Origin of the sequence: Paraburkholderia sp. ZP32-5, from assembly GCF_021390495.1 — a bacterium.
GTDB lineage: Bacteria > Pseudomonadota > Gammaproteobacteria > Burkholderiales > Burkholderiaceae > Paraburkholderia.
In genome coordinates this window covers 3,131,018-3,151,579 of the sequence record NZ_JAJEJP010000001.1, presented here as the reverse complement: position 1 = coordinate 3,151,579, position 20,562 = coordinate 3,131,018, and the positions used below count along the sequence as shown (strand labels likewise).

Genomic DNA, 20,562 nt, shown 5'->3' with positions numbered 1-20,562 from the left:
GCGGCTTTTGTCGGGAGATAATATGTCGAATCCCGATTACGAGATCGCCGGCTCGCCCAGAATTAACGCGTGACATAACTGTTCGCGCGCATCGGCCAATGCAACATGGATGGACGAAGCCCAACTGGTGCATACTTGCCGCAAAGTCACGCGTCCGAAACCTTCCTTTTCCATGTCCGAACTGATTTCGCCGGAACCGGCCCTTGATGTACCCATCGTCTTCGTCGACCTTGAAACGACTGGCGGTTCCACGAACGAGCACCGTATCACCGAAGTCGGCGTCGTCGAGATAGGGCCGGCGGGCGTATCGCGCTGGAGCAGTCTGGTCGACCCGCGGCAGCCGATTCCTTCGTTCATCCAGCAGCTGACCGGCATCACCAACGAAATGGTGCGCGGCGCACCGACCTTCGAATCGATCGCGCCCGCGCTGCTCGAGCGTCTGAACGGCAAGCTGTTCGTTGCGCACAACGCGAGTTTCGATCGTGGATTTCTGCGCAGCGAGTTTCGCCGCGCCGGGCTTGCATTCGACCCCGACGTGCTGTGCACCGTGCGATTATCGCGCGCGCTGTTTCCGGCCGAAAAGCGCCACGGCCTCGATGCGCTCGTCGAACGTCATGCGCTCGTGCCGTCCGATCGCCACCGCGCGCTCGCCGATGCGGACCTGATCTGGCAGTTCTGGCAGCGTCTGCACGCGCTCATACCGCTCGATGCACTACGCGCGCAGATCGAGCGCGCGACGCGGCGCTACCGGCTGGCCGGCGATATCACCGAGGAGCTGCTCGAGACCGCGCCGGCGGGCTGTGGTGTCTATGCGTTCTACGGCGAAGGGGATGCGCCGCTTTACGTCGGGCGAAGCGTGCGTGTGCGGCAGCGGCTGCGCGCGCATCTGAGCGGCGAGCGGCGGTCATCGAAGGACATCCGGCTGGCGCAGCAGGTGCGACGCGTCGAGTGGCGCGCGACCGGCGGCGAGTTGGGTGCGATGCTCGCCGAGGCGCAATGGATCGCGACGCTGCGGCCGGGCCAGAACCGGCTGCCGCGTGTGACGAAAAGCGATCCCGCGGATGCCCCATGGCCGTTCGCGGGACCGATTGTTTTCGAGGAGCGCGAGGACGCGCAGCGCGTCTTTCACGTCGTCGATCGTTGGCGTTATCTGGGGCATGCGCCGTCGCTCGCGCAGGCGGCGCAACTGCATGCGTCGATGATGGCCGGGACCTTCGAGTTGTCGACGTATCGCATCCTGCAGACGCATCTGGCGCGCGGACTGCGCGTGATGCCGTTGAGCGTGTCGAGCGACGCGGCTGAGTCGAGCTTCGTCTAGCCGCGTGTCGGTGCGCGTTATCCGGTGCGAACGGATCAGCCCGTCGCGCCGACGCCGCCCGTTTCGCACACGTGACCGAGCGCGCGGGTGAGGGCGCTCGAACGCGTCGAGTCATAACGCGTCAGCGATTTCCAGTTAGTGAGTGCCTGTGCGACGCGCGTCGGACAATTGTCCGACGCTCGCAATGGTTGCACGCGTGCGAGACTGGCTATCAGCGATTGCGTGAGCTTGTCGAGCTGCGGTCGCGTGCTGGTCGCGAGATCGGGCGCCGGTTCCTGCGGCGGCTGGCCGCTGCGCCACGTGGCAAACAGCGCGCTCTGCACATCCTTGCTCGCGTCGATCTGATCCTGGAAGAATGCTCTCGCGAAAGCCGGGTCGACGTTCGCCGCCGCGGCGCGCTTTTCCACATCGGCGAGCAGCGCGTTTTCACGGGGGGTATCGGTGATGGACTGGTGGTGCGCCCATTTCCAGCGCGCAACCGGCTCCGCCAGCGCGAGACGCTGCGAGGCCAGCGCAATCAGATTGGTAAGCGCGGTGTCGTCGCCATCGGCGAAGGCGGGGGCAGGTGTGAAAACGAAGCTGGTGGTGGCAAGCGCGAGCGCGCATGACGCGGCGAAGCGAGACGGGCGATTCATCAAATGGACGTGGCCGGGCGGCCGCTGGAGGAAAAACAGAAGAATAAATGATGCGCGGCAAACGGCGCGTAGTTAGCCGATAAGAGCAGCCGATAAAAATGGCCGCCGGCGCGGAGAGTGTTATGTGCGCCGCATGTCTGATGGACGCGCGCATGCAAACGCTGGAGCTATGCGCTCCAGTGTCGTGGGGATCAGGCGAGCCGATCCACCGTGCCGGCATTAAAGCCGGACTGGTAATAAGGGCGCGTGCGATTACCGCCCGCCACTTGTTCGGGCGATGATGCTGCGTTGCGCCAATACCCGATTACTTCGGGTCGCACGACTTACGTTGTTCGTCGAAAAAAGCGCGAACATGCTCAGGCAGTTCGGCACCCAGAAACTCGACGGCCACGGGTTCCGGATCCGGGTAAAAAACTTTATCCGGGGTCGGAATCTTCGGTGGTTTGGCATCCATGATCTCTCTCCTTTACAAACCGATTATCTGCCTCGGTCCCCTTGCCGCACCAGCGTCTGGTGCAAGTCACATGTTCTTTGTTGCTTTAACGGCACAAGCCAACACTGGAACAGAGTGTTTGAATAAAATTTATCGTCTGACTATCGGATCGACCTTGATCCGCGCTTATCAGCCGATTTATTGCCGGCACCAACTCCCGGCGCTTGCAGCTCGTGTCGCTTCCTTCCTTGCCTTGTCCCGCCTGCCTCTCAGCCATCAATTCGGCAATCCCGCGCGTCTGCCTTAACGGTTTCATGTGAATAGATCATGACACTGTTGTGCAATGCCACATCAATCATGATTTTCCCGTATTAAGACTGAACGTTCGTATTGCCGATTGAACGATTGAGCGCGGTCTCTTTTGTAAACGGCGCGTTTCAAACTTCGTTGACGGCTGAACACTATTTAATGAATTTTCATCAGCAAATTAACGGCCGACAGTTAGCTAGCAAACCCATTACCGCGTTTTGCGACAAAACATCCTCGGTCGACGACAGGCCGGCCGCCGAGATCTCGTCCATCTATGATTGAAGTCGCCGTTCTCTGTCGGGCGTGCGGTGACCAACGGACGCACACGGAACGGTCGCGGATTATCAGGTCTTCGTCTCTTGGGGGAGGTTGCGATGGAAAACGCTGTCTATTGGAACGGACGTCAGGTCGGCATTGAGTGCGCGGGAAAAATCTCGTGGTTCGTGTCGGCGCCCGCGCAAGCGATCGCCGCTTACGGCACGCCGCGTAATGAGCCGACGGTGGTTGCGGATCAGGTCGTTGCCCGCAATCTGACGACGACGGGGCAGTATGATCCGCTAGATTTCCGCAGCTGAGCAGCGCGCTCGGCTAAGCGTCTGTCTGCCGTGCGTTATCTGCACGGTTATCGCATCGCAACCGCTATGACGTTTGGCATCAGGTGATGGTGACGCGTCGTCGAATGCGTCGCTGAAAAGCAAAAAGCCCAGTCGCGAGGACTGGGCTTTTTGCTTGAAACTTGATGGTGCCGGAAAGAGGAATCGAACCCCCGACCTTCGCATTACGAATGCGCTGCTCTACCGTCTGAGCTATTCCGGCATCAGGAGAAACGAGATTATAGGGACTAGTTCACTAACTTGGCAAGTCCCCCGGTGCACTTTTTATCGCGAGATCACTTTTTCGCTTCGAGGTGGTAGCGAGTCACACGATCGACTTCATTCTTCGAGCCGAGGAACACCGCGACGCGCTCGTGCAAGCTCTTCGGCTGGATGTCGAGAATGCGCTTCTCGCCATTGGTCGCCGCGCCGCCCGCCTGCTCGACGATGAACGCCATCGGATTGGCTTCGTACATCAGACGCAGCTTGCCCGGCTTGTCCGGCGTGCGCTTGTCGGCCGGATACATGAATACGCCGCCGCGATTCAGGATACGGTGCACATCGGCCACCATCGATGCGATCCAGCGCATGTTGAAGTCGGCCTGACGCGGACCTTCGTTGCCAGCCTTCAGCTCGCCGATGTATTGCTGCACCGGCGCATACCAGTGACGCTCGTTCGATGCATTGATCGCATACTCGCGCGTCTCGACAGGGATGCGCATATCGCTTTGCGTAAGCACCCACGAGCCGAGTTCGCGATCGAGCGTGAAGCAGTTCACGCCATTGCCGGTGGTCAGCACGAGCACCGTCTGCGGGCCGTACACCGCATAGCCCGCGGCGACCTGCTGCGTGCCCGGTTGCAGGAACGACTGCTCGGTCGCCTGATGGCCGTCCGGGCAGCGCAGCACCGAGAAGATCGTACCGATCGACACGTTGACGTCGATGTTCGACGAGCCGTCGAGCGGGTCGAACACCAGCAGATATTCGCCCTTCGGATAGTTAGCCGGGATCGGGAAGAATTTTTCCATCTCCTCGGAAGCCATGCCGGCGAGGTTGCCGCCCCATTCGTTCGCTTCGAGCAGGATTTCGTTCGACAGGATATCGAGCTTTTTCTGCACCTCGCCCTGCACATTCTCGCTGCCCGCCGAGCCGAGCGCATCGCCGAGCGCGCCTTTGCTGACGTGGTAGCTGATCGCCTTGCAGGCACGCGCGACGACTTCGATCAACAGGCGCAGGTCGGCGGGCAGGTTGTTCGTTTCGCGCTGCTGCTCGATCAGGTACTTCGAGAGAGTGGTACGACGTTGCAAGGACATTGCTGTACTCCGGGAAGGCTAAGAATAGTGAGATTTTAACCGCTCGACGTGTCGGTTCCGTGCTTTTGACCGCGCTCGACCTCCATCGGCGCCGTGGCGCGCGTGCGCCGATCGGCAAGGCATCGCGCATCCCGTTGATTGCGCGCGAAAAAAAGCCGGCAACGCGTGCCGGCTTTGCGGGTTTCGCAAGAGCAGAGCGGCTGCACCGCTCGCTACTCACATGAGCATCATGCCAATGCCTTTTCGATGATCTCGCGCACGTCGCGCGATTTCACCTGCGCGGCGACCTTTTCGAGCGCCGCGCGCATGTTCTCGCGCAGCGCCGGCGTAAAGCGGCGCCACAGTTCGAGCGAGCGCGCGAGACGGGCGGCCACCTGCGGATTGAGCGCGTCGAGCGCGATCACCTGTTCGGCCCAGAATGCGTAGCCCGAGCCGTCTTCGGCATGGAACTGCGCGGGATTCGCCGCGCAGAAGCTGAAGATCAGCGAGCGCGCACGGTTCGGGTTCTTCAGGTTGAAGGCCGGGTGCGTCATCAGCTGGCGCACCGTGTCGATCACCGGATGCCGCGGGTTGCCGCGCTGCGTGGCCTGCAGCGCAAACCACTTGTCGATGACAAGCGGCTCCTTCTCGAAGCGCTGGTAGAAGTCGTCGAGCGCGCGCTGCGCGTCGGCGCTGCCGCCTTGCGGCGCGGCCGCGTTGAGCAGCGCGGACAGCGCCGCCGCGCGGTCGGTCATGTTGTCGGCGGCATCGTATTGCGCGGCAGCGAGGCTCACGGCCTGGGTCGGATCGTCCAGCTCGGTCAGATACGACAGCGCCAGATTCTTCAACGCGCGATGACCGGCCGCTTCCGGCGTCGCTTCATACGCGCCCGGCGTGCGATGCTGCTCGTACACGCTCAGCCACTCGTCGCGCAACGCATTGGCGAGGCGCTTGCGCACGAACTGCCGCGCCGCATGAACGGCGGCCGGGTTCGACTCGGTCATCTGCTCGGCCAGATACGCTTCGGACGGTAGCATCAGCGCGAGCTCGCGGAATGCCGGCGACAGCGTCTCGTCGGTCAGCACGCGCGCGAATGCGGCGACCACCGAATCGTCGAGCTGCAGCGCCGCGCCCGCGGCCGCGCGGCTGGCCAGCGCGAGCAGCTCGCGCGTGGCGAGCCGCTGACCCGCTTCCCAGCGGTTGAACGGATCGCTGTCGTGCGCAAGCAGGAACGCCAGCTGATCCGCCGAATAGTCGTACTCGACGATCACCGGCGCCGAGAAATTGCGCAGCAGCGACGGCAGCGGTTCCTCGCCGACATTGACGAACGTGAAGGTCTGTTCGGTCTGCGTGAATTCGAGCACGCGCGTGGTCGATGCGGATGCCGCTGTCGACGCCTGAGCTTCGCCTTCGAGCTGCAATAGCAGATCGCGGCCGTCCCTGCCGATCAGGCCGATCGCGAACGGGATCAGCAGCGGCCCTTTCTGCGTTTCGCGCGCGGCCGGCGCGGCGTCGCCGTAACCCTGGCGCAGCGTCACGCTGTAGCGCTGCTGCGCGGCATCGTAGCGGGTGCGCACCGACACGCGCGGCGTGCCCGCCTGGCTGTACCAGCGCTCGAACTGCGCGAGGTCGCGGCCATTCGCATCGGCGAGCGCGTGGCGGAAGTCGTCGCAGGTCACGGCCTGGCCGTCGTGGCGCTTGAAGTACAGGTCCATGCCCTTGCGGAAACCGTCGCGGCCGAACAGCGTCTGATACATCCGCACGACTTCCGAGCCTTTCTCGTAGACCGTCATCGTGTAGAAGTTGTTGATCTCGACGTAGCTCTCCGGGCGCACCGGATGCGCCATCGGACCCGCGTCCTCGGCGAACTGCATCTGGCGCAGCACGCGCACGTCCTCGATGCGCTTGGTGGCGCGCGCGGCTTCGTCGGTGGCGCCGCCCGCCATATCGGCCGAGAACTCCTGGTCGCGGAACACCGTCAGGCCTTCCTTCAGGCTCAGCTGGAACCAGTCGCGGCAGGTCACGCGGTTGCCGGTCCAGTTGTGGAAGTACTCGTGGCCGACCACGGCCTCGATGTTCGCGAAGTCGGTGTCGGTCGCGGTTTCGGGGTTCGCCAGCACGTACTTCGTGTTGAAGATGTTGAGCCCCTTGTTCTCCATCGCGCCCATGTTGAAGTCGCTGACCGCGACAATCATGAAGCGGTCCAGATCGAGTTCAAGCCCGAAGCGTTCCTCGTCCCAGTGGATCGAGTGGATCAGCGAATCCATCGCGTGACGGGTCTTGTCGAGATCCTGCGGCTCGACCCACACCTGCAGCAGCTTTTCCTTGCCGGAGCCAGTCGTCACGCGTTCTTCGAGCGCGACGAGCTTGCCCGCGACCAGCGCGAACAGATAGCTCGGCTTTCTGAACGGATCTTCCCAACGCGCGAAATGGCGGCCGTCGGGCAGATCGCCTTCTTCGAGCAGATTGCCGTTGGACAGCAGCACCGGATAGTCGGCCCGGCTCGCGCGCAGCGTGACCGTGAAGCTTGCCATTACGTCGGGGCGGTCGAGGAAATAGGTGATGCGGCGAAAGCCCTCGGCTTCGCACTGCGTGAAGAAGTTGCCGCTCGACACATACAGACCCGACAGCGTGGTGTTTTCCGCCGGATTGCAGATACTGGTCAGCGTGAGCTCGAAGCTGTCGGGCACGTTGTCGAGCAGCAGGCCATGCTCGTGAGGATGCGCATTCGGAAACGGCTTGCCGTCGATTTCCGCGCTGACGAATTCGAGCTGTTCGCCCATCAGTTCGAGGTGCGCGGCGCGCGACGCATCCGGATTGCGGCGCACGCGCATCGTGTTTCTGACGACCGTGCGTTCGGGGACCAGATCGAACTCCAGCGCGACGGTGTCGATCAGGAAGGCGGGCGGCGCGTAATCGGCGCGGCGGATCACATTGGGCGTTGCGGTATCGGCCATGGCGTTCTGTGGTGAAGGACTCGATCGGCCGCGCGCAAATGGCGCGCGAACCGGACTTGATCGAGCCATTGTACAAAGCCTCGGGCGATCGTGCGGCGCGAAACCGGGACGGGGTTGGGACCGGTTTGAATCACGACGCATTGCGCGCAGTTGCCGCGCGGAATCCGGTGGCAGAACCTTTTACCGGTTGGCACGGTCAGCGTAATATCGGGCCCCCGCGCTCACCGGCGATGATCGTCCGGACACGAGTCCCGCAGCCGGTCGAAGGGCGAAATGAGTAGCGGAATGAATGGCGGAATAATCGCAGTCAGTCGACGTTTAACCGAAGCAATCCCGACGCAATCCCGACGCGTCACGAGGTAGACCATGAACATCAATCGATGGACCCGCCGCATCGCGCTGCTGTTCGCCGCGCTGACGGTGCTGCTGTCCGGCTGTACGACCTACGTGACGACTCAGGTCACCGCGTTCTCGGACTGGAACGGCAGCGACGCGACCCGTACCTATGCGTTCACGCGGCGCCCGGATCAGCAGAACAATCTCGAACTGAGCGCATATGAGCGGATCGTCGCGAACGAACTCGCCGTGCATTCGTTTCGCGAAGTCGCGCGCGATGACGCGCGTTATCTGGTCGAGCTCGCGTATGGAATCCGCTCGGACATCGTGACCGTCGCGGAGCCGATCTACTACAACCCGTGGCCGGGTCCTTACTGGGGCCGCCCGTACGATCCATGGGGACCGTGGGGGGCCTTCCCGGCGACTTACGTGAACCAGAGCTATCCGGTGTTCACGCATCTGCTCGGCGTCCGGATTACCGAGCGCGCGAGCGGCAAGGAGGTCTACAACGTGACGGCGCGTAATTTCGGCGGCGAGTCGTCGCTGGTCAGGGCGATGCCGTATCTGGCGCGCAGCGCGCTGGCCGACTTCCCGCTCGGCAACGGCGCCGTGCATACGGTGAGAATTCCGGTCGGCGGCGGCGGGATGCCGGTGAATGAAGTCTCGCTGCCGGCCGCGCCCGCCGCGGCATCGGCGCCGGCGGCCGGGTCCGCGGCCGGGCAAGGGGCGAAGGCCGGAGAATAGGGCTGGGGCTGTATGGCCGGCTCCTCAGAACATCGGGTGCGCGTCCGGGTATAGCGCGGTCCGCAATGCGAGACCGCCCATCACCACGAATATGATTGCCGCGACGATATGAACGGCCTTCGTCGGCAGACGGTCGGCGAAGCGATGACCGAGGTAGATAACCGGTACGTTCGCAAGCATCATGCCGAGCGTCGTGCCGGCAACCACCCCGAAAAACTCGTGGAAGCGCGCGGCCAGTGCAATGGCCACGATCTGCGTTTTGTCGCCCATTTCGGCGAGGAAAAACGTGACCACGGTCGTGCCGAATACGCCCATCGAATGCTTCGTGTTCATTGCCTCCGCTTCGTCGAGCTTGTCGGGTATCAGAATCCAGACGGCCATCAGCGCGAACGATGCCACCACGGCCCAGTTCATCACGTGCGGATGGATCACGCTTGCTAGCCAGTTTCCCAGCGCGCCCGAAGCCGAATGATTGACGAGCGTCGCCACCAGCACGCCGAACACGATAGGAACAGGCTTTCTGTAGCGTGCAGCGAGTACGAGTGAAAGTAGCTGTGTCTTGTCGCCGATTTCCGCGAGAGCGACGATGCTGGCCGAAACGAGGAACGATTCCATGTGGAGATTGTTGTACCCGGGCCGCACTGATGAACGACGATGACATACGCCCCCGCGACCCGGTCAGGTAGGGGCGTCGTCATCGGTCTTGCCAGGCGGTTGCTGCGCACGCCATGTCGCCTTGCGGCCGACAAGTATGTTGACGTGCGCCCCGGAACATTGCGTGCCGGGCGGCTACTCCCCGAAGAAGTGGGCCGGATTATACACGGCGCCGCATGAGCTCAGGAAGTCGTTCCGGTTCGGCGCTACGCGGCCAGAATCTCCCTCACCGCGCGATCGATGAATTCGACATCGACGGGATTGGCCGCCGGGCCACCCGCGAAATGCCCCCAAACCGACTCGATAGGCCGCAACTGCGCATTGGGCATCTTCGAGACCTCGTATTCGCTGTCTTCCGGCGGAAAGTACAGATCCGTACGTCCGGGCATCACGATAGCCTTCGCGGTGATACTGCCCAGCGCCCGATCGAAATCTCCGTCATACAGGGGATTCGCCGAAATATCGCCGTGCTGCCAGCTCCACATCATCGACAGAATATTATTCGCGTCCTTCTTCAGGAAGTCGCCCTCCCAGAACTGGGTCATAAAGTCTTCGAGAGAGCCATATCCCATCGCCTCCATATCGAGCCGCTGGCGCAAAAACGTCTGCGAAAATCCCCAGCCGGCGAACACGCGGGCGGCGGCGCGCATTCCACGCGTCGGCGGTGTGCCGTCGTCGTAGAAGCCGTCCTTGAATTCCGGGTCCAACAGCAAAGGCGCTTTGACGCCCTCGATAAACACGAAATTGTGCCGCGAGCACCGCGCCGCCCCACAGAACGGCAGAATGCGTTCGACCCTGTCCGGATACATCGCGGCCCAATGAAACGCCTGCATCGCACCCATCGACCAGCCGGTGACCAGCTTGAGCGACTCGATGCCGAACTTCTCTGTCACGAGGCGATACTGCATCGCAACGTTGTCGTAGAGCGTCACGTGTGGAAAGCGGCCACGATCATAAGGCGGCGGGTTGTTGGTTGGCGAACTCGACACGCCGTTACCGAACATGTTCGGCACGATGATGAAATACTCTCGCGGATCAAGCCCCATGTGCTCGCCGATTAGCCACTCGTTGTCGGCATGGCTGCCGCTGTAAAACGTCGGGTAGACAATCGCGTTGTCGCGCGCCGCGTTCAGCCGGCCGTACGTCTTGTAGGCGAGCTGCATGTCGGGTAGTGTCGCGCCGGACTGCAGCATGACGCGGCCAAGATGAAAGGTTTCGAAGTCGGTCATGCGAGCCTCATGGTCAACTGGTAACGACGTTAAGGAATTTTCGGGTGCGCTCGTGAGTCGGGTTGTCGATCACTTGCTGCGGTGTGCCTTGCTCGATCACTTCGCCGCCGTCCATGAAGACGACACGGTCGGCGACATCGCGCGCGAAACGGATTTCATGCGTGACCACGATCATCGTCATGCCCGCGTCCGCCAGCCCGCGCATCACGCCAAGCACTTCGCCGACGAGTTCCGGATCGAGCGCCGACGTCGGTTCGTCGAACAGCATCAACTTGGGCTTGATCGCGAGTGCGCGCGCGATCGCTACCCGCTGCTGCTGTCCGCCCGATAACCGGTGCGGCAGAAAATCCGCATGCGCGGCGAGGCCCACGCTTTTCAGCAGATCCCGGCCGAGCGCCTCTGCTTCGACGCGCGGCACGTCGTAGACCTGCCGCTGTGCCTCGACGATGTTCTCGAGCGCACTCAGATGGCTGAACAGATTGAAATGCTGGAACACCATGCCCACGCGTGCTTCGGCGCGTGCCCGCGCGAGGTTGTGCAACGGCCGTACCGTGCCGCCGCCGCCTGGCACTTCCCGGTAACCCACGTAGCGGGAATCGACCTTGATCGTGCCCCAGTCCAGCGGTTCGAGATGGTTGATGAGCTTGAGCAGCGTGCTTTTCCCGGAACCGCTCGGACCGAGGATGACGACCACTTCGCCGTGCGCGATCGACAGGTCGACGCCGCGCAGAATCTCGCGCTTGCCATACGATTTCCAGACGTTTCTGCATGCGACGAACGGTTCGCCGCGATGCTGGGGCGTGCGGCTTTCGGCCGGCAGCAACGTGCCGATCCACGCGTGATCGTTCGCGGCTGGCTCGCCGGCGGTGAGCGGCGCGACATCCGGCGCCGCGGTCGGCTTCGCGACGGACGTCGCGGCGCGCAGTCCGAACCACGAGAACCTGAGCTTGTGTTCGCGCTCGTGATCGAACAGGCGTTCGAGCCACACCTGGAGCAATGAAATCCCGCTCGTCAGCAGCAGGTAAATCACTGCCGCCGCGCCGAACACCGTAAAGAACTTGAAGTTCTGGCCGACGATCTGTTGCGAGCGAAACGTGAGTTCGTTGACGAAGATCACCGACGCGATCGACGTCAGCTTCAACATGCCGATGGTGTCGTTGGCGAGCCCCGGGATGACCGCGCGCATCGATTGCGGCAGGATAATGCGGCGCAACGTGAGCAGCGGCCCCATGCCGAGCGCCGCGGCGGCGGTCGATTGCGAGCGGTTCACCGACAGGATCCCGGCACGAAACTGTTCGGCGCTGAATGCCGCCTCGTTCAACGCAAAGCCGATCACCGCGGTCGTGAATTCATCGAAGCGCAACCCGACCAGCGGCAACGCATCGAAGATGAACACGAGCTGCAGCAGCTGCGGTGTGCCGCGCACGAACCAGATATAAGTCCATGCCGCCGAGCTCAACGCCTTGAATCGCGATAGCCGCATCAGCGCAAGACCGAGCCCGAGCGCAAGCCCGATCGACATCGCGATCAGCGTGATCCTCACCGCGACCCACGCACCGCCGAGCAGGAACGGCGAGCCGGCATAAGTGGCCAGTTCCCTGAAACCGTCGAGCACCTGAGCGCCGGTGAGGCCGGCCGCCATGGCCGGTTGCCATGCGAGCATCGCAACCATGCCGAGCGCGCTGCCGGCCTTGTATTTAGAACGCGATTTAAAACGCGATCTGAAGTGCGAGAACTTCATTTCCGACCCATGGTTCATGACGCCGGCGGCACGCGAAAGCAATGTGCCGCGCAGCCAGTCTTATTGAGTAAGCAGCGTGGTCGGGGTTTCCAGCGACGGATCCACGCCGTACTTCTGGAAAGTCTTCTTCTGCGTCTGATTGGCCTGCATGATCTTGAGCCCGTCGGAGACGGCGGCAATCATGTCGGCGTTGCCTTTCTTCACGCCCACGCCGATCTTCATGCCGCTCGTCACCATGAAGCCGCGCATGTAGAGCTGCGGGTTCTGTTTCGCCAGACCGTCGACGAGCGCCAGGTCGTACATCATCACGTCGGCGCGATGGCTGGCGACGAGGCGCGCCCCTGACGCGATATCGGCGGACGTCATGATCGTGACGTCAGGCTTGCCGTCGGCTTTGCACTTCGCCGCCTGGGTCTGCGCCATCGTCAGCTCGACCGTGCCGATACCCGCGGTGACCGTGGTGCCGCAGAGTTTGGACATGTCGTCGATCTTCTTCGGATTGCCCGCCGCCACCAGACCGCCGGTGCCGGCCTGCATATACGTGACGAAGCTGGTTTCCTTCGCGCGTTCCGGTGTGTAGTACAGCAAGTCCCACATCACATCGATCTGCCCGGCGCGCAGCGCGGGCAGCAGCCCCGGCCAGCCGGCGGTGAAGAATTCCGTCTTCACGCCGGCGCAGTCGAACACCGCGCGGGCCATGTCGGCATCGGCGCCGATGATTTTGTTGAAGTCCTTGCTGTCGCGAAACGCATACGGCGGCGATTCGGGGTCCACGCCGATCTTGATGGTCTTGCCGGCCAGCGACGGATATTTCTGCGCGACCTTCGACGGTTCGCACGATTGCGCCGACGCGCCTTGTGCGACGAGCAGACCCGTGAGGGCGCATAACAGCAGCTTGATTGCCTTTGACATGAACATGGCTAATCCTGTTTGAGGTTGAACGAAATGAAATGGAGGAAGCGGTACGGGGAAGCGGGAATGACGTGAACTAATGACCGAGCAGGTCCATATGGCTTGCAATCGAACCCGGCGTCGTGATGCAGATCCGGCCTTCGTCGCGCGCACGGGCAAGATGTTCGAGTGCCCGCCGCAGGTGATACAGACGATGTGGCTGTCCCATCAGGTACGCATGCAATGCGATGCCCATCACCAGCGGCTCGCGCTCGGATTGCCGCAGCATTTCCTCGAAGTGGTCGATCACCAGATCGGCGAACGACTTCGCGTCCATCTGGCGCGCGAGGATCATCGGGATATCGTTGACTTCTTCCGGATACGGAATCGCCCACAGCGGTTGGCCGCCGCGCGTCACGAGACGCGTGGGCTGATCGTCATGGCACCAGTTGAGCGTGTACTGGTAACCCGCTTCGGCGACCAGATCGCTGGTGACGCGGCTCTCCGACAGCCACGGCGACAACCAGCCCGCCGGCTGCTGCGCGCTTTGCGCGGCAATCCGCTCGCGACAGGCGACGATCAGCGCGCGTTCCTCGGCCTCGGTCAGCGTGCCTTGCCGGTCCGAATTCGTGTGACCGTGCGCGACGAGTTCGTCGCCGCGCTGGGCGAACGCGGCGACCAGTTCGGGGCAGTGATCGTAGAGCGCCGTATTGATGATGGCCGCGACCGGCAACGCGAGTTCGTCGAACAGATCGAGACAGCGCCATGCGCCGACCCGCAGGCCGTACTCGCGCCACGCGTGATTGAGCACGTCGGGTTCGGGCATCACGGGGCCGATAGTCGGCCCTAATCCTTCACCGAAAGCAAAGTGCTCGATGTTGAAGCCGATATAAACCGCCAGACGGGAACCGTTGGGCCAACGATAAAGAGGGCGGTTGCCGATCGGTGAATAGTGAAAGCGCCCGTGGCCGGGCAGTGCGCGATGTGCGGGAGAATCCATGGTCCAGTGAGTCCTGTCGAACGGCGCGTACGCCTGTGGTCACGTCGGAACCCATGGTAGGGAAGCCAAAATCTCCGCATCGAACTTGCCGCGAACAAACTCTTGTACGCACGCGCATCGGTGCTCACATCGGTGCTCACCGCCTGCCACTTCATGCGGTGAAAAGCGATTTGCGGATGATCGCGTGCACGCCCCAGTTGCCGTCCACCACCTGCGTCACGCCGAAGTCGACCGCGACCGAGATCAGCGAGATCGCCTCGTCTTCGGAAAGGCCCCGGGTCGTCATCAGGAAGCGACGTGTCTTGATGAACGCGTCGCGCATCGCGAGATCGAGCGTGGATTTTTCGTACACCGCGCTTTGCGCGCTCGTGCCGAACTCCGCCAGATAGTTCGGATAGCTGAAGCCGTGCAGAACCCATTCGTCGGCGGTTTCGACCAGCGGATAGGTGAGGTCCGAAAATGCCTGTCCAGCGAGCGTTTCCTTCTTGTGAAGGATCAACTGGAAGTCGCCGGTGAGCGAGCATTCGATCGCGGTGCCGCACAGCTCGGAGTCGCCTTGCGAGGCGTGCGGATCGCCGACGGAGAGCAGCGCGCCGGGCACGCCAACGGGCAGGAACACGCTCGCGCCGCGCGTGACGCGCCAGTTGTCGAGATTGCCGCCGAACGCGGACGGTGGAATCGAATCGATCAGACCATCCTGCTGTGGCGCAACGGTGATCACGCCGAAGTGCGGACGCACCGGGATGCGGACATTCTTGAGGATGTCGTGATTCTCGACGACCGTCGAATGATCGACCGGTACGCCCGGATAGTCGATGGTCGGATGCATCACGCCGAACGGATCGCGTTGGGGTGTCCAGCGGAAGTTATAGACGGCGCGCGCGCAGGCGGCTTCTCCCGCGGTGGCGTCGGCGTCGAGTTCATAGATGGTGACGACTTCGCGCGGTTTCGGCTCGGTCAGCAACTCGCGATAGTGGAAGCCCCACCAGGCAGCGGCATTGCTGCCGAACGCGCGGCCGGCGAATTTCGGATTGGCGCAACGGCGCGGATGAATGTCGACGATGCGCACTTCGAGTACATCGCCGGGCTCGGCGCCGCGCACGGCAATCGGGCCGGTGCAGATATGCACGCCGAAGCCTTCTCCCGCGCCGCGCCCATAGATGGACGCGTCCATCGGCCCCGCGCCCCGGCGGTTGACGTTCTTGCGTGTGGCGCTCCAGTGAAACACGCTTTCGGCGCCGGGGTCGCCTTGCACCATGCGCTCCCAGTCGTCCGCCGCGTGTTGCGTCAGCGTTTCGATCGTCACCGTGTCGCCGCTGTTCAGTTCCAGCACGGGCTTCAGATCGTGACTGAAGTAACCCCAGTGAATCGTGTTGGCCGTCGCGCGCAGCAGATGATGGCGCGGCTTGCCGGCATCGCGCGGCGGCGGCGCTGAATGCGCATGAGGCTCGGAAGGCTCGGAGGGCGGTTCCGCCCAACTGGCCTCGTCCGCGACTTCGTGAGCCGCGGCCTGCCCGGCGAGCTGTGCATGCACGAGCAGGCTGCCGGCATTGACCGGCAGGCCGCGCGAGATGCGCCGTACCAGATGGCGAGCCAGTTCGAGACCGGCTTCATGCCGGAATGTGCGCGGCGACGCGCCATATTGCTCGCGAAACGCGCGGCTGAAATACGCGGGATCGTTGAAACCCCAACGGAAGCAGATATCGGCTATCGACAGCTTTTCATACAGCGGATTGACCAGATCCGCGCGACAGCGCTCAAGTCTGCGCGAGCGCAGATAGGTCGAGAAATTCTGTCCGACCGCTTCAAACAGCTTCTGCAGATAGCGCGGCGACACGCGCTCTTCTTTCGCTATCGACGTCAGTCCAAGCTCGGGATCGGCGAGACTGCCTTCGATGGTTCGGCACACGCGAGAAAACAGCGCGGCCTGAGAGGGTGTGAGTCCGCTGAAGCTGCCTTCCTTGTCGTAACCGACGAGGCTCGCGACCAGAAACTCCGCCAGTGCAAGTTCGACGGGACGCAACTCGTCGAGCGACAACGTCTCGACGCTTTCGGCAATCGAGCGCAGAAAGCCGGAGAACACATGACCGATGCCGGCGTCTCCCGGCAAACGGCCGGCGCGCAGCGAGAACGGCGTCAGCAGGCGTGCGTTGATGGCGGCGCGCGGCACCCGGATCACGAACGCGCGGAAGTCGGAGTCGAACGACAGCAGTGTTTCGTCGCGCGACGACGCATACACGATATCGCCGGTGGCAACCCGTGTGCGTACCCCATCGGCGACGAGCGTGACGCCGCCGTCGAGATGCAGCGCGACCACGAGGCTGTCGGCGCCGTCGACCTTGAGTTCGATGGTTTGCGCGAACGCGGCTAGCGCGATCAGCTCGAAACCGTTGCTCGACTTGCGCGACCTGATGGTGCCGTGCAAATGGCGCGCGGTCGCGAGCGGCGCGCCGCAACGCAGTCCAAGCTGGCGGAGGGCGTCGTTCCATGCTCGCAGGCGATCGGCTTCGGCATACGACTCGGTGGTGAAACGCTGTAACTCCAACCCAGGCTCCCGGACGCTGACGAACGTCAGTCGGGTGACAAAAAGGCAATGTCCGTGCCATCGACAACGACGCCGTTCGCGCGGCCGCAGCGCGCTACGACGGTGCGCAAGCGCACTGTCATGGCGCGTGCGCACAGGTCATGCGCGGGGCTTTTTCATCGGAGGAAAAATGCTTCGGGGCATCTTGCAGTGAATGCCCTGACGGCCATCGACGACCTGTGTCACGGAGAAATCCGCGGCGACGCTCATCAGCGAATAGGCGTCATCGCGCGACAGTCCCTGCTGTTCGACGAGCAGCCGCAACATGTCGCGGGACGCGTTCTTCGTCGCGATGTCGAGGTCTTCGTCGAAGCCGTGCACGATCCAGTAGTCCGGTGTTTCCAGCAGCGGCGACGGAAAGCTGAAGTCGCGCCGCAACACGATCTGGAACATCACGTTGAGCGACGCTTCGATCGCGGTACCGCTGATTTCGCCATCGCCTTGCGATACGTGCGGATCGCCGATCGAGAACAGGCCGCCGTCCACGGCGACCGGGTAGTACATGGTCGCGCCCGCGCCGATGCGCCAGTTGTCGATATTGCCGCCATGCGCGCCCGGTGGCACGGTACTGACGCGACCAGCGACGTCCGGCGCGACGCCCGCGGTGCCCAGATGGGGGCGTACCGGCACGCGAACGCCCGCGAGCGCGGGTTCGCGGCAGCAGTCGCGAATCTCCGAGCGTTTGCCCGGCACCAGATATTTGCCGGGATAGTCGTACGCATACAGCGCGTGAGCCGTGTTCGATGCCCGGTCGAGTTCGTAAATCGTCACCCGTTCCTTGTCGAAGTCGCTGAACAGATGACCCCAGTGCGCCGCGAGATTCGAGCCGTAGTTGAAGCGCGGAATCATTTGCAGATAACGCACCTCGAGCAGGTCTCCAGGCTTCGCGTCTCTGACGAAGATCGGTCCTGTCATCAGGTGCACGCCGGGTTGGCGATCGGATTCGGGAATCGTGTCGTAGAGCGCGCGCACCTTGTCGTCCATCATCAGATCGGGTGCGTCGCCGGCGTGATGCGTGACCGCTTCGGCACGAACGAAGTCGCCGCTGTCGACGATCAGTGCGGGCGCGAGCGCCGCGTCGAAATATCCCCAGTGGACATTTTTCTGGATGGCTGGCAGTTCGTGAAGCATGCTTTCTGAAGCTCCGTAAGAGTGTGCGATCGGTAGAACACGACCGATGGCAGATCGTACGGGCGACAGAATTGGGACACTTGGGCGACTGCGTACAAAAGCTTGTGCGTGGGCGAATCCTGAGCTGCTGCGCTATTTGCGGTTTTTCTTTTTGCACGGCCTGATTCTTCGCCTGAGGCAGGGCATCGAGCTTTTTAGATAGGCTACCTCCGCGCGCAGGGACTCGTTTTCCTTGAGCAACTGCTCACGCGTGCGCTCATCGGGCGCGCTTGGTTCGGTCGGCTTTTCGTGATCGGGGTGGGACATTGTTTGGCGACGCTCTCGTGGGCGGGGCGCCAAAGCATCCATACCGCTGTCTGATCAGGCGTCCTCGCGAGCCACTCATGCGACGCACTAGTAAAAGACGGCGGACGGGCCGCGGGGCGGCCACTCCTCTATGAGGGGCGGAGCATAACTGGCCAGGCTCCCTCCGCGAGTGTTGGCCGGAAGTTGCAACGGCGGCTGGGCGCTAAATGAGGCGCATGGCGTAGCGCTCCGCAACAGGTGCGCAAGGAAAGCAGAATGAAAGGTCGGGGCGCCTCGGATTGCCGGGCAACGTCCATGGATGTCGGCCCCCGGAAGGCGCCGAAACTCGCTTGGGGCGGCCTTGGACACGTTGTGCGCTGCGATTTTGTGAAATCACCTAACAATCTGTTGTTTTAACGGTGCGAAAAAATAGAGACCTCTTTTCGGCTGATTTAATCCGTAATCTTCAGTATGATTTCGGCCACGAAAGAAACACGAGCCAACTTTGCGTAAATTGACGCTTAGGCCTAAATAATCAGGCGCCGCCTGCCGATAATTCGCCGAGTTCCCAAAAGAAGACCGATCGATTCCGGAACCCCGATCCGCGCCGCGCTGAACGCTGTGACGCTGTATCTGGTCAGGCGCTTTAGCCTCTTCTTCGTTTCTACGCGTGAACACTGTATGCCCGATCTGCATTGGACCATTCCGGTCGGTCGCTGGTCTAGCTGGCCGGCTACCGCATCCGCCACACCCGATATCGGCTTTATCGAGCCGATCGTGCGGCGGCGTCTCAGCACGCTGTCCAAAGTGGCGCTCAAGGTCGCGCACGACTGCGTCGCGCGGGAGCCGGCGCGCGTCGTGTTTGCGTCGCGGCACGGGGAATTGCGGCGCACCACGGACATCCTGCGCTCGATCAGCGCGGGCGAGCCGGTGTCGCCGACTGCATTCAGCCTGTCGGTACTGAACGCGATGACCGGCGTGTTCGGTATCGCGCGCGGCGACCGTTCGGCGGCGAACGCGGTATCGGCCGGCGCACAGACGCTTGGCTACGCAATGCTCGAAGCGTATGCGCAATACGAGACACAGCCCGCCTCACCGGTGCTGCTCGTGTACGCCGACGAACCGGCCGATCTCGCGTACGGCACGATCGAGGACGAAGTGCAGGGCGGTGCGATTGCACTTTTGCTGGATCGCAGCGAGTGCACAGGACACATCGTTTGCTCGTTGTCGCGAGCCGACGAGCTTCCCGCGGGCGACATCCGCAGCTTCCCGACTCAGAGCCAGGCGCTGCTGCACTGCCTGGAAACCGCGCAGCCCGCGTGCTGGCAACATGCCGGCGCGCTGTGGCATTGGAGCTGGCATGACCGCGCGGCTTGATTATCTGTGGCGTTTTTTCGCGACCGGCATAGCCTTCGTTGTATTCGGCGCATGCGGCTTGCTGTTTTCGGTGCTGGTGTTTCCGCTCGCGTGGCTGTGGCCGCATCGCGCGTCGCGGCTGCGCGCGGTGACGGCCGTCATCCACGTTTTTTTCCGCGCGCTCGTCGCGGCGCTGCGCGCGATCGGCGTGATGGAACTCGAGGTGTCGGGCGCGCAGGCACTACGCGCGGGCGGCCCGGCGATCGTCGTCGCGAATCACCCTACCTATCTCGATGTGATGGTGCTGCTGTCGCTTACGCCTCGCGCGTGCTGCATCGTCAAGAGCGCACATTGGCGCAACCCATGTTTCTGGGGCATCGTGCGCGCAGCGGAATACGTGAGCAACGCGGACGCCGTCGAACTCGTCGACGCGGGCGCGCGCCAGCTTGCAGCCGGCTATACGGTGATCGTTTTTCCCGAGGGCACCCGCAGCCCGGCACCGAACCGGCTGCATGCCTTTTCGCGCGGTTTCGCGCATATGGCGCTGAAGGCCGGCGCGCCGATCGTGCCGGTGCTGATGGATTGCGATCCACCCGTCTTTACGCGGCAGATGCGCTGGCACGACGTGCCGGCGCGCGCGTTCCGCATACGCGTGAACGTGCTCGCGCCGCTAGGCGTCGACGCACTGGCGGCCACCGATACGAGCCCGGCCATCGCGGCGCGCAGCGTGACGAAGGCCGTCGAAGCCCACATTACCCGGCATCTGTTCGACTATGGATTCTTTAAAACTCGAAATTAAAAAATTGCTGATCGAAGCACTCGATCTCGAAGATCTGAGCCCGGCCGACATCGACGACGATGCGCCGTTGTTCGGTTCCGACGGCATCGGTCTCGATTCGATCGACGCGCTCGAAATCGGCATCGTGCTGCGAAGACAATACCAACTGACCATCGCGGCGAACGATGAGCGCACGCGCGAGCACTTTCGTTCGATCAACACGCTTGCCGCGTTGGTCGAAAGTCAGCGCAAAGCGGCGCACGCTGCGAACGAAATCACAAAGAAGGGGGAGTGAA

17 protein-coding genes, 1 tRNA gene, 1 pseudogene and 1 riboswitch are annotated in these 20,562 nt (G+C 62.7%); of the genes and pseudogenes, 6 read left to right on the top strand and 13 right to left on the bottom strand.

The genetic code is table 11. The features are described 5' to 3' along the window. The first annotated feature begins 172 nt into the window (after positions 1 to 172). On the top strand, positions 173 to 1,318 hold the full coding sequence (locus tag L0U82_RS13470) for an exonuclease domain-containing protein (RefSeq protein WP_233831626.1): 1,146 nt from the start codon (positions 173 to 175) through the stop codon (positions 1,316 to 1,318). A 35-nt stretch (positions 1,319 to 1,353) separates the two neighbouring features. Here L0U82_RS13470 and L0U82_RS13465 read toward each other — a convergent pair whose 3' ends face one another. Next, complete coding sequence (locus L0U82_RS13465; RefSeq protein ID WP_233831624.1) at positions 1,354 to 1,953, bottom strand: chorismate mutase; 600 nt, start codon at positions 1,951 to 1,953, stop codon at positions 1,354 to 1,356. A 304-nt stretch (positions 1,954 to 2,257) separates the two neighbouring features. After that, positions 2,258 to 2,407 (bottom strand): hypothetical protein, encoded by a 150-nt coding sequence (locus tag L0U82_RS13460; protein ID WP_008921206.1) that lies wholly within the window; start codon positions 2,405 to 2,407, stop codon positions 2,258 to 2,260. 662 nt (positions 2,408 to 3,069) lie between these two features. On the opposite strand from L0U82_RS13460, the gene L0U82_RS13455 reads away from it, so the two are divergent. Next, positions 3,070 to 3,270 (top strand): hypothetical protein, encoded by a 201-nt coding sequence (locus L0U82_RS13455; protein WP_233831623.1) that lies wholly within the window; start codon positions 3,070 to 3,072, stop codon positions 3,268 to 3,270. Between the two features lie 165 nt (positions 3,271 to 3,435). On the opposite strand, the gene L0U82_RS13450 is transcribed toward L0U82_RS13455, so the two are convergent. From L0U82_RS13450 to pepN, 3 genes are all read right to left on the bottom strand, one after another. After that, positions 3,436 to 3,511: transfer RNA gene (locus tag L0U82_RS13450), tRNA-Thr, on the bottom strand. Positions 3,512 to 3,584: 73 nt separating this feature from the next. After that, positions 3,585 to 4,601, bottom strand: coding sequence for a class 1 fructose-bisphosphatase (locus L0U82_RS13445; RefSeq protein WP_233831622.1), 1,017 nt, complete (start codon positions 4,599 to 4,601; stop codon positions 3,585 to 3,587). A 227-nt stretch (positions 4,602 to 4,828) separates the two neighbouring features. Next, positions 4,829 to 7,537, bottom strand: coding sequence for an aminopeptidase N (gene pepN, locus L0U82_RS13440; protein ID WP_233831621.1), 2,709 nt, complete (start codon positions 7,535 to 7,537; stop codon positions 4,829 to 4,831). 366 nt (positions 7,538 to 7,903) lie between these two features. Between pepN and L0U82_RS13435 the strand changes: the two genes are divergently transcribed. After that, positions 7,904 to 8,617: a DUF4136 domain-containing protein gene (locus L0U82_RS13435; protein WP_233831620.1), complete on the top strand. Its 714-nt coding sequence runs from the start codon at positions 7,904 to 7,906 to the stop codon at positions 8,615 to 8,617. Between the two features lie 24 nt (positions 8,618 to 8,641). Here the strand turns inward: L0U82_RS13435 and L0U82_RS13430 are convergent, their stop codons facing one another. From L0U82_RS13430 to L0U82_RS13390, 8 genes and pseudogenes are all read right to left on the bottom strand, one after another. After that, positions 8,642 to 9,232: a TMEM165/GDT1 family protein gene (locus L0U82_RS13430; protein ID WP_233831619.1), complete on the bottom strand. Its 591-nt coding sequence runs from the start codon at positions 9,230 to 9,232 to the stop codon at positions 8,642 to 8,644. Positions 9,233 to 9,252: 20 nt separating this feature from the next. Next, positions 9,253 to 9,427, bottom strand: a riboswitch (yybP-ykoY riboswitch). A gap of 50 nt (positions 9,428 to 9,477) precedes the next feature. Beyond that, positions 9,478 to 10,500 carry an alpha/beta fold hydrolase gene (locus tag L0U82_RS13425; RefSeq protein ID WP_233831618.1) on the bottom strand — a complete coding sequence of 341 codons (1,023 nt, stop codon included), beginning with the start codon at positions 10,498 to 10,500 and terminating at the stop codon, positions 9,478 to 9,480. A gap of 13 nt (positions 10,501 to 10,513) precedes the next feature. Then, a complete protein-coding gene (locus tag L0U82_RS39850; protein WP_326489723.1) occupies positions 10,514 to 12,259 on the bottom strand; it encodes an amino acid ABC transporter permease/ATP-binding protein in 1,746 nt (581 codons plus the stop codon). A gap of 42 nt (positions 12,260 to 12,301) precedes the next feature. Beyond that, the gene (locus tag L0U82_RS13410; protein WP_233831617.1) at positions 12,302 to 13,153 is read right to left on the bottom strand and encodes an ABC transporter substrate-binding protein; all 852 of its coding nucleotides are present in this window, start codon (positions 13,151 to 13,153) and stop codon (positions 12,302 to 12,304) included. Between the two features lie 76 nt (positions 13,154 to 13,229). After that, a complete protein-coding gene (locus L0U82_RS13405; RefSeq protein WP_233831615.1) occupies positions 13,230 to 14,132 on the bottom strand; it encodes a polysaccharide deacetylase family protein in 903 nt (300 codons plus the stop codon). 151 nt (positions 14,133 to 14,283) lie between these two features. After that, positions 14,284 to 16,677: an acetamidase/formamidase family protein gene (locus L0U82_RS13400; RefSeq protein WP_233831614.1), complete on the bottom strand. Its 2,394-nt coding sequence runs from the start codon at positions 16,675 to 16,677 to the stop codon at positions 14,284 to 14,286. A 138-nt stretch (positions 16,678 to 16,815) separates the two neighbouring features. After that, positions 16,816 to 17,847: an acetamidase/formamidase family protein gene (locus L0U82_RS13395; protein ID WP_233831613.1), complete on the bottom strand. Its 1,032-nt coding sequence runs from the start codon at positions 17,845 to 17,847 to the stop codon at positions 16,816 to 16,818. A gap of 192 nt (positions 17,848 to 18,039) precedes the next feature. Further along, positions 18,040 to 18,198 (bottom strand): annotated as a pseudogene (locus tag L0U82_RS13390) (IS3 family transposase); the annotation flags it as partial. Positions 18,199 to 18,813: 615 nt separating this feature from the next. Here L0U82_RS13390 and L0U82_RS13385 point away from each other — a divergent pair. From L0U82_RS13385 to L0U82_RS13375, 3 genes are read left to right on the top strand one after another with little or no spacing between them, the layout of a single operon-like run. Beyond that, positions 18,814 to 19,509 (top strand): beta-ketoacyl synthase chain length factor, encoded by a 696-nt coding sequence (locus L0U82_RS13385; protein WP_233831612.1) that lies wholly within the window; start codon positions 18,814 to 18,816, stop codon positions 19,507 to 19,509. Further along, complete coding sequence (locus L0U82_RS13380; RefSeq protein ID WP_233831611.1) at positions 19,493 to 20,287, top strand: lysophospholipid acyltransferase family protein; 795 nt, start codon at positions 19,493 to 19,495, stop codon at positions 20,285 to 20,287. The genes L0U82_RS13385 and L0U82_RS13380 overlap by 17 nt, the downstream gene beginning before the upstream one ends. Beyond that, entirely contained in the window at positions 20,262 to 20,561 is a 300-nt protein-coding gene (locus L0U82_RS13375; protein WP_233831610.1) for a phosphopantetheine-binding protein, read from the top strand. Before L0U82_RS13380 ends, L0U82_RS13375 begins: the two co-directional genes overlap by 26 nt. Position 20,562: the final 1 nt, after the last annotated feature.

Excerpts from the sequence above, each read along its gene's own strand:
- L0U82_RS13470 (WP_233831626.1), top strand. The coding sequence starts at position 173 with ATGTCCGAACTGATTTCGCCGGAACCGGCCCTTGATGTACCCATCGTC.
- pepN (WP_233831621.1), bottom strand. The coding sequence starts at position 7,537 with ATGGCCGATACCGCAACGCCCAATGTGATCCGCCGCGCCGATTACGCG.
- L0U82_RS13385 (WP_233831612.1), top strand. The coding sequence starts at position 18,814 with ATGCCCGATCTGCATTGGACCATTCCGGTCGGTCGCTGGTCTAGCTGG.
- L0U82_RS13435 (WP_233831620.1), top strand. The coding sequence starts at position 7,904 with ATGAACATCAATCGATGGACCCGCCGCATCGCGCTGCTGTTCGCCGCG.
- L0U82_RS13375 (WP_233831610.1), top strand. The coding sequence starts at position 20,262 with ATGGATTCTTTAAAACTCGAAATTAAAAAATTGCTGATCGAAGCACTC.
- L0U82_RS13405 (WP_233831615.1), bottom strand. The coding sequence starts at position 14,132 with ATGGATTCTCCCGCACATCGCGCACTGCCCGGCCACGGGCGCTTTCAC.
- L0U82_RS39850 (WP_326489723.1), bottom strand. The coding sequence starts at position 12,259 with ATGAACCATGGGTCGGAAATGAAGTTCTCGCACTTCAGATCGCGTTTT.
- L0U82_RS13410 (WP_233831617.1), bottom strand. The coding sequence starts at position 13,153 with ATGTCAAAGGCAATCAAGCTGCTGTTATGCGCCCTCACGGGTCTGCTC.
- L0U82_RS13455 (WP_233831623.1), top strand. The coding sequence starts at position 3,070 with ATGGAAAACGCTGTCTATTGGAACGGACGTCAGGTCGGCATTGAGTGC.
- L0U82_RS13460 (WP_008921206.1), bottom strand. The coding sequence starts at position 2,407 with ATGGATGCCAAACCACCGAAGATTCCGACCCCGGATAAAGTTTTTTAC.
- L0U82_RS13395 (WP_233831613.1), bottom strand. The coding sequence starts at position 17,847 with ATGCTTCACGAACTGCCAGCCATCCAGAAAAATGTCCACTGGGGATAT.
- L0U82_RS13445 (WP_233831622.1), bottom strand. The coding sequence starts at position 4,601 with ATGTCCTTGCAACGTCGTACCACTCTCTCGAAGTACCTGATCGAGCAG.
- L0U82_RS13465 (WP_233831624.1), bottom strand. The coding sequence starts at position 1,953 with ATGAATCGCCCGTCTCGCTTCGCCGCGTCATGCGCGCTCGCGCTTGCC.
- L0U82_RS13380 (WP_233831611.1), top strand. The coding sequence starts at position 19,493 with ATGACCGCGCGGCTTGATTATCTGTGGCGTTTTTTCGCGACCGGCATA.
- L0U82_RS13425 (WP_233831618.1), bottom strand. The coding sequence starts at position 10,500 with ATGACCGACTTCGAAACCTTTCATCTTGGCCGCGTCATGCTGCAGTCC.
- L0U82_RS13430 (WP_233831619.1), bottom strand. The coding sequence starts at position 9,232 with ATGGAATCGTTCCTCGTTTCGGCCAGCATCGTCGCTCTCGCGGAAATC.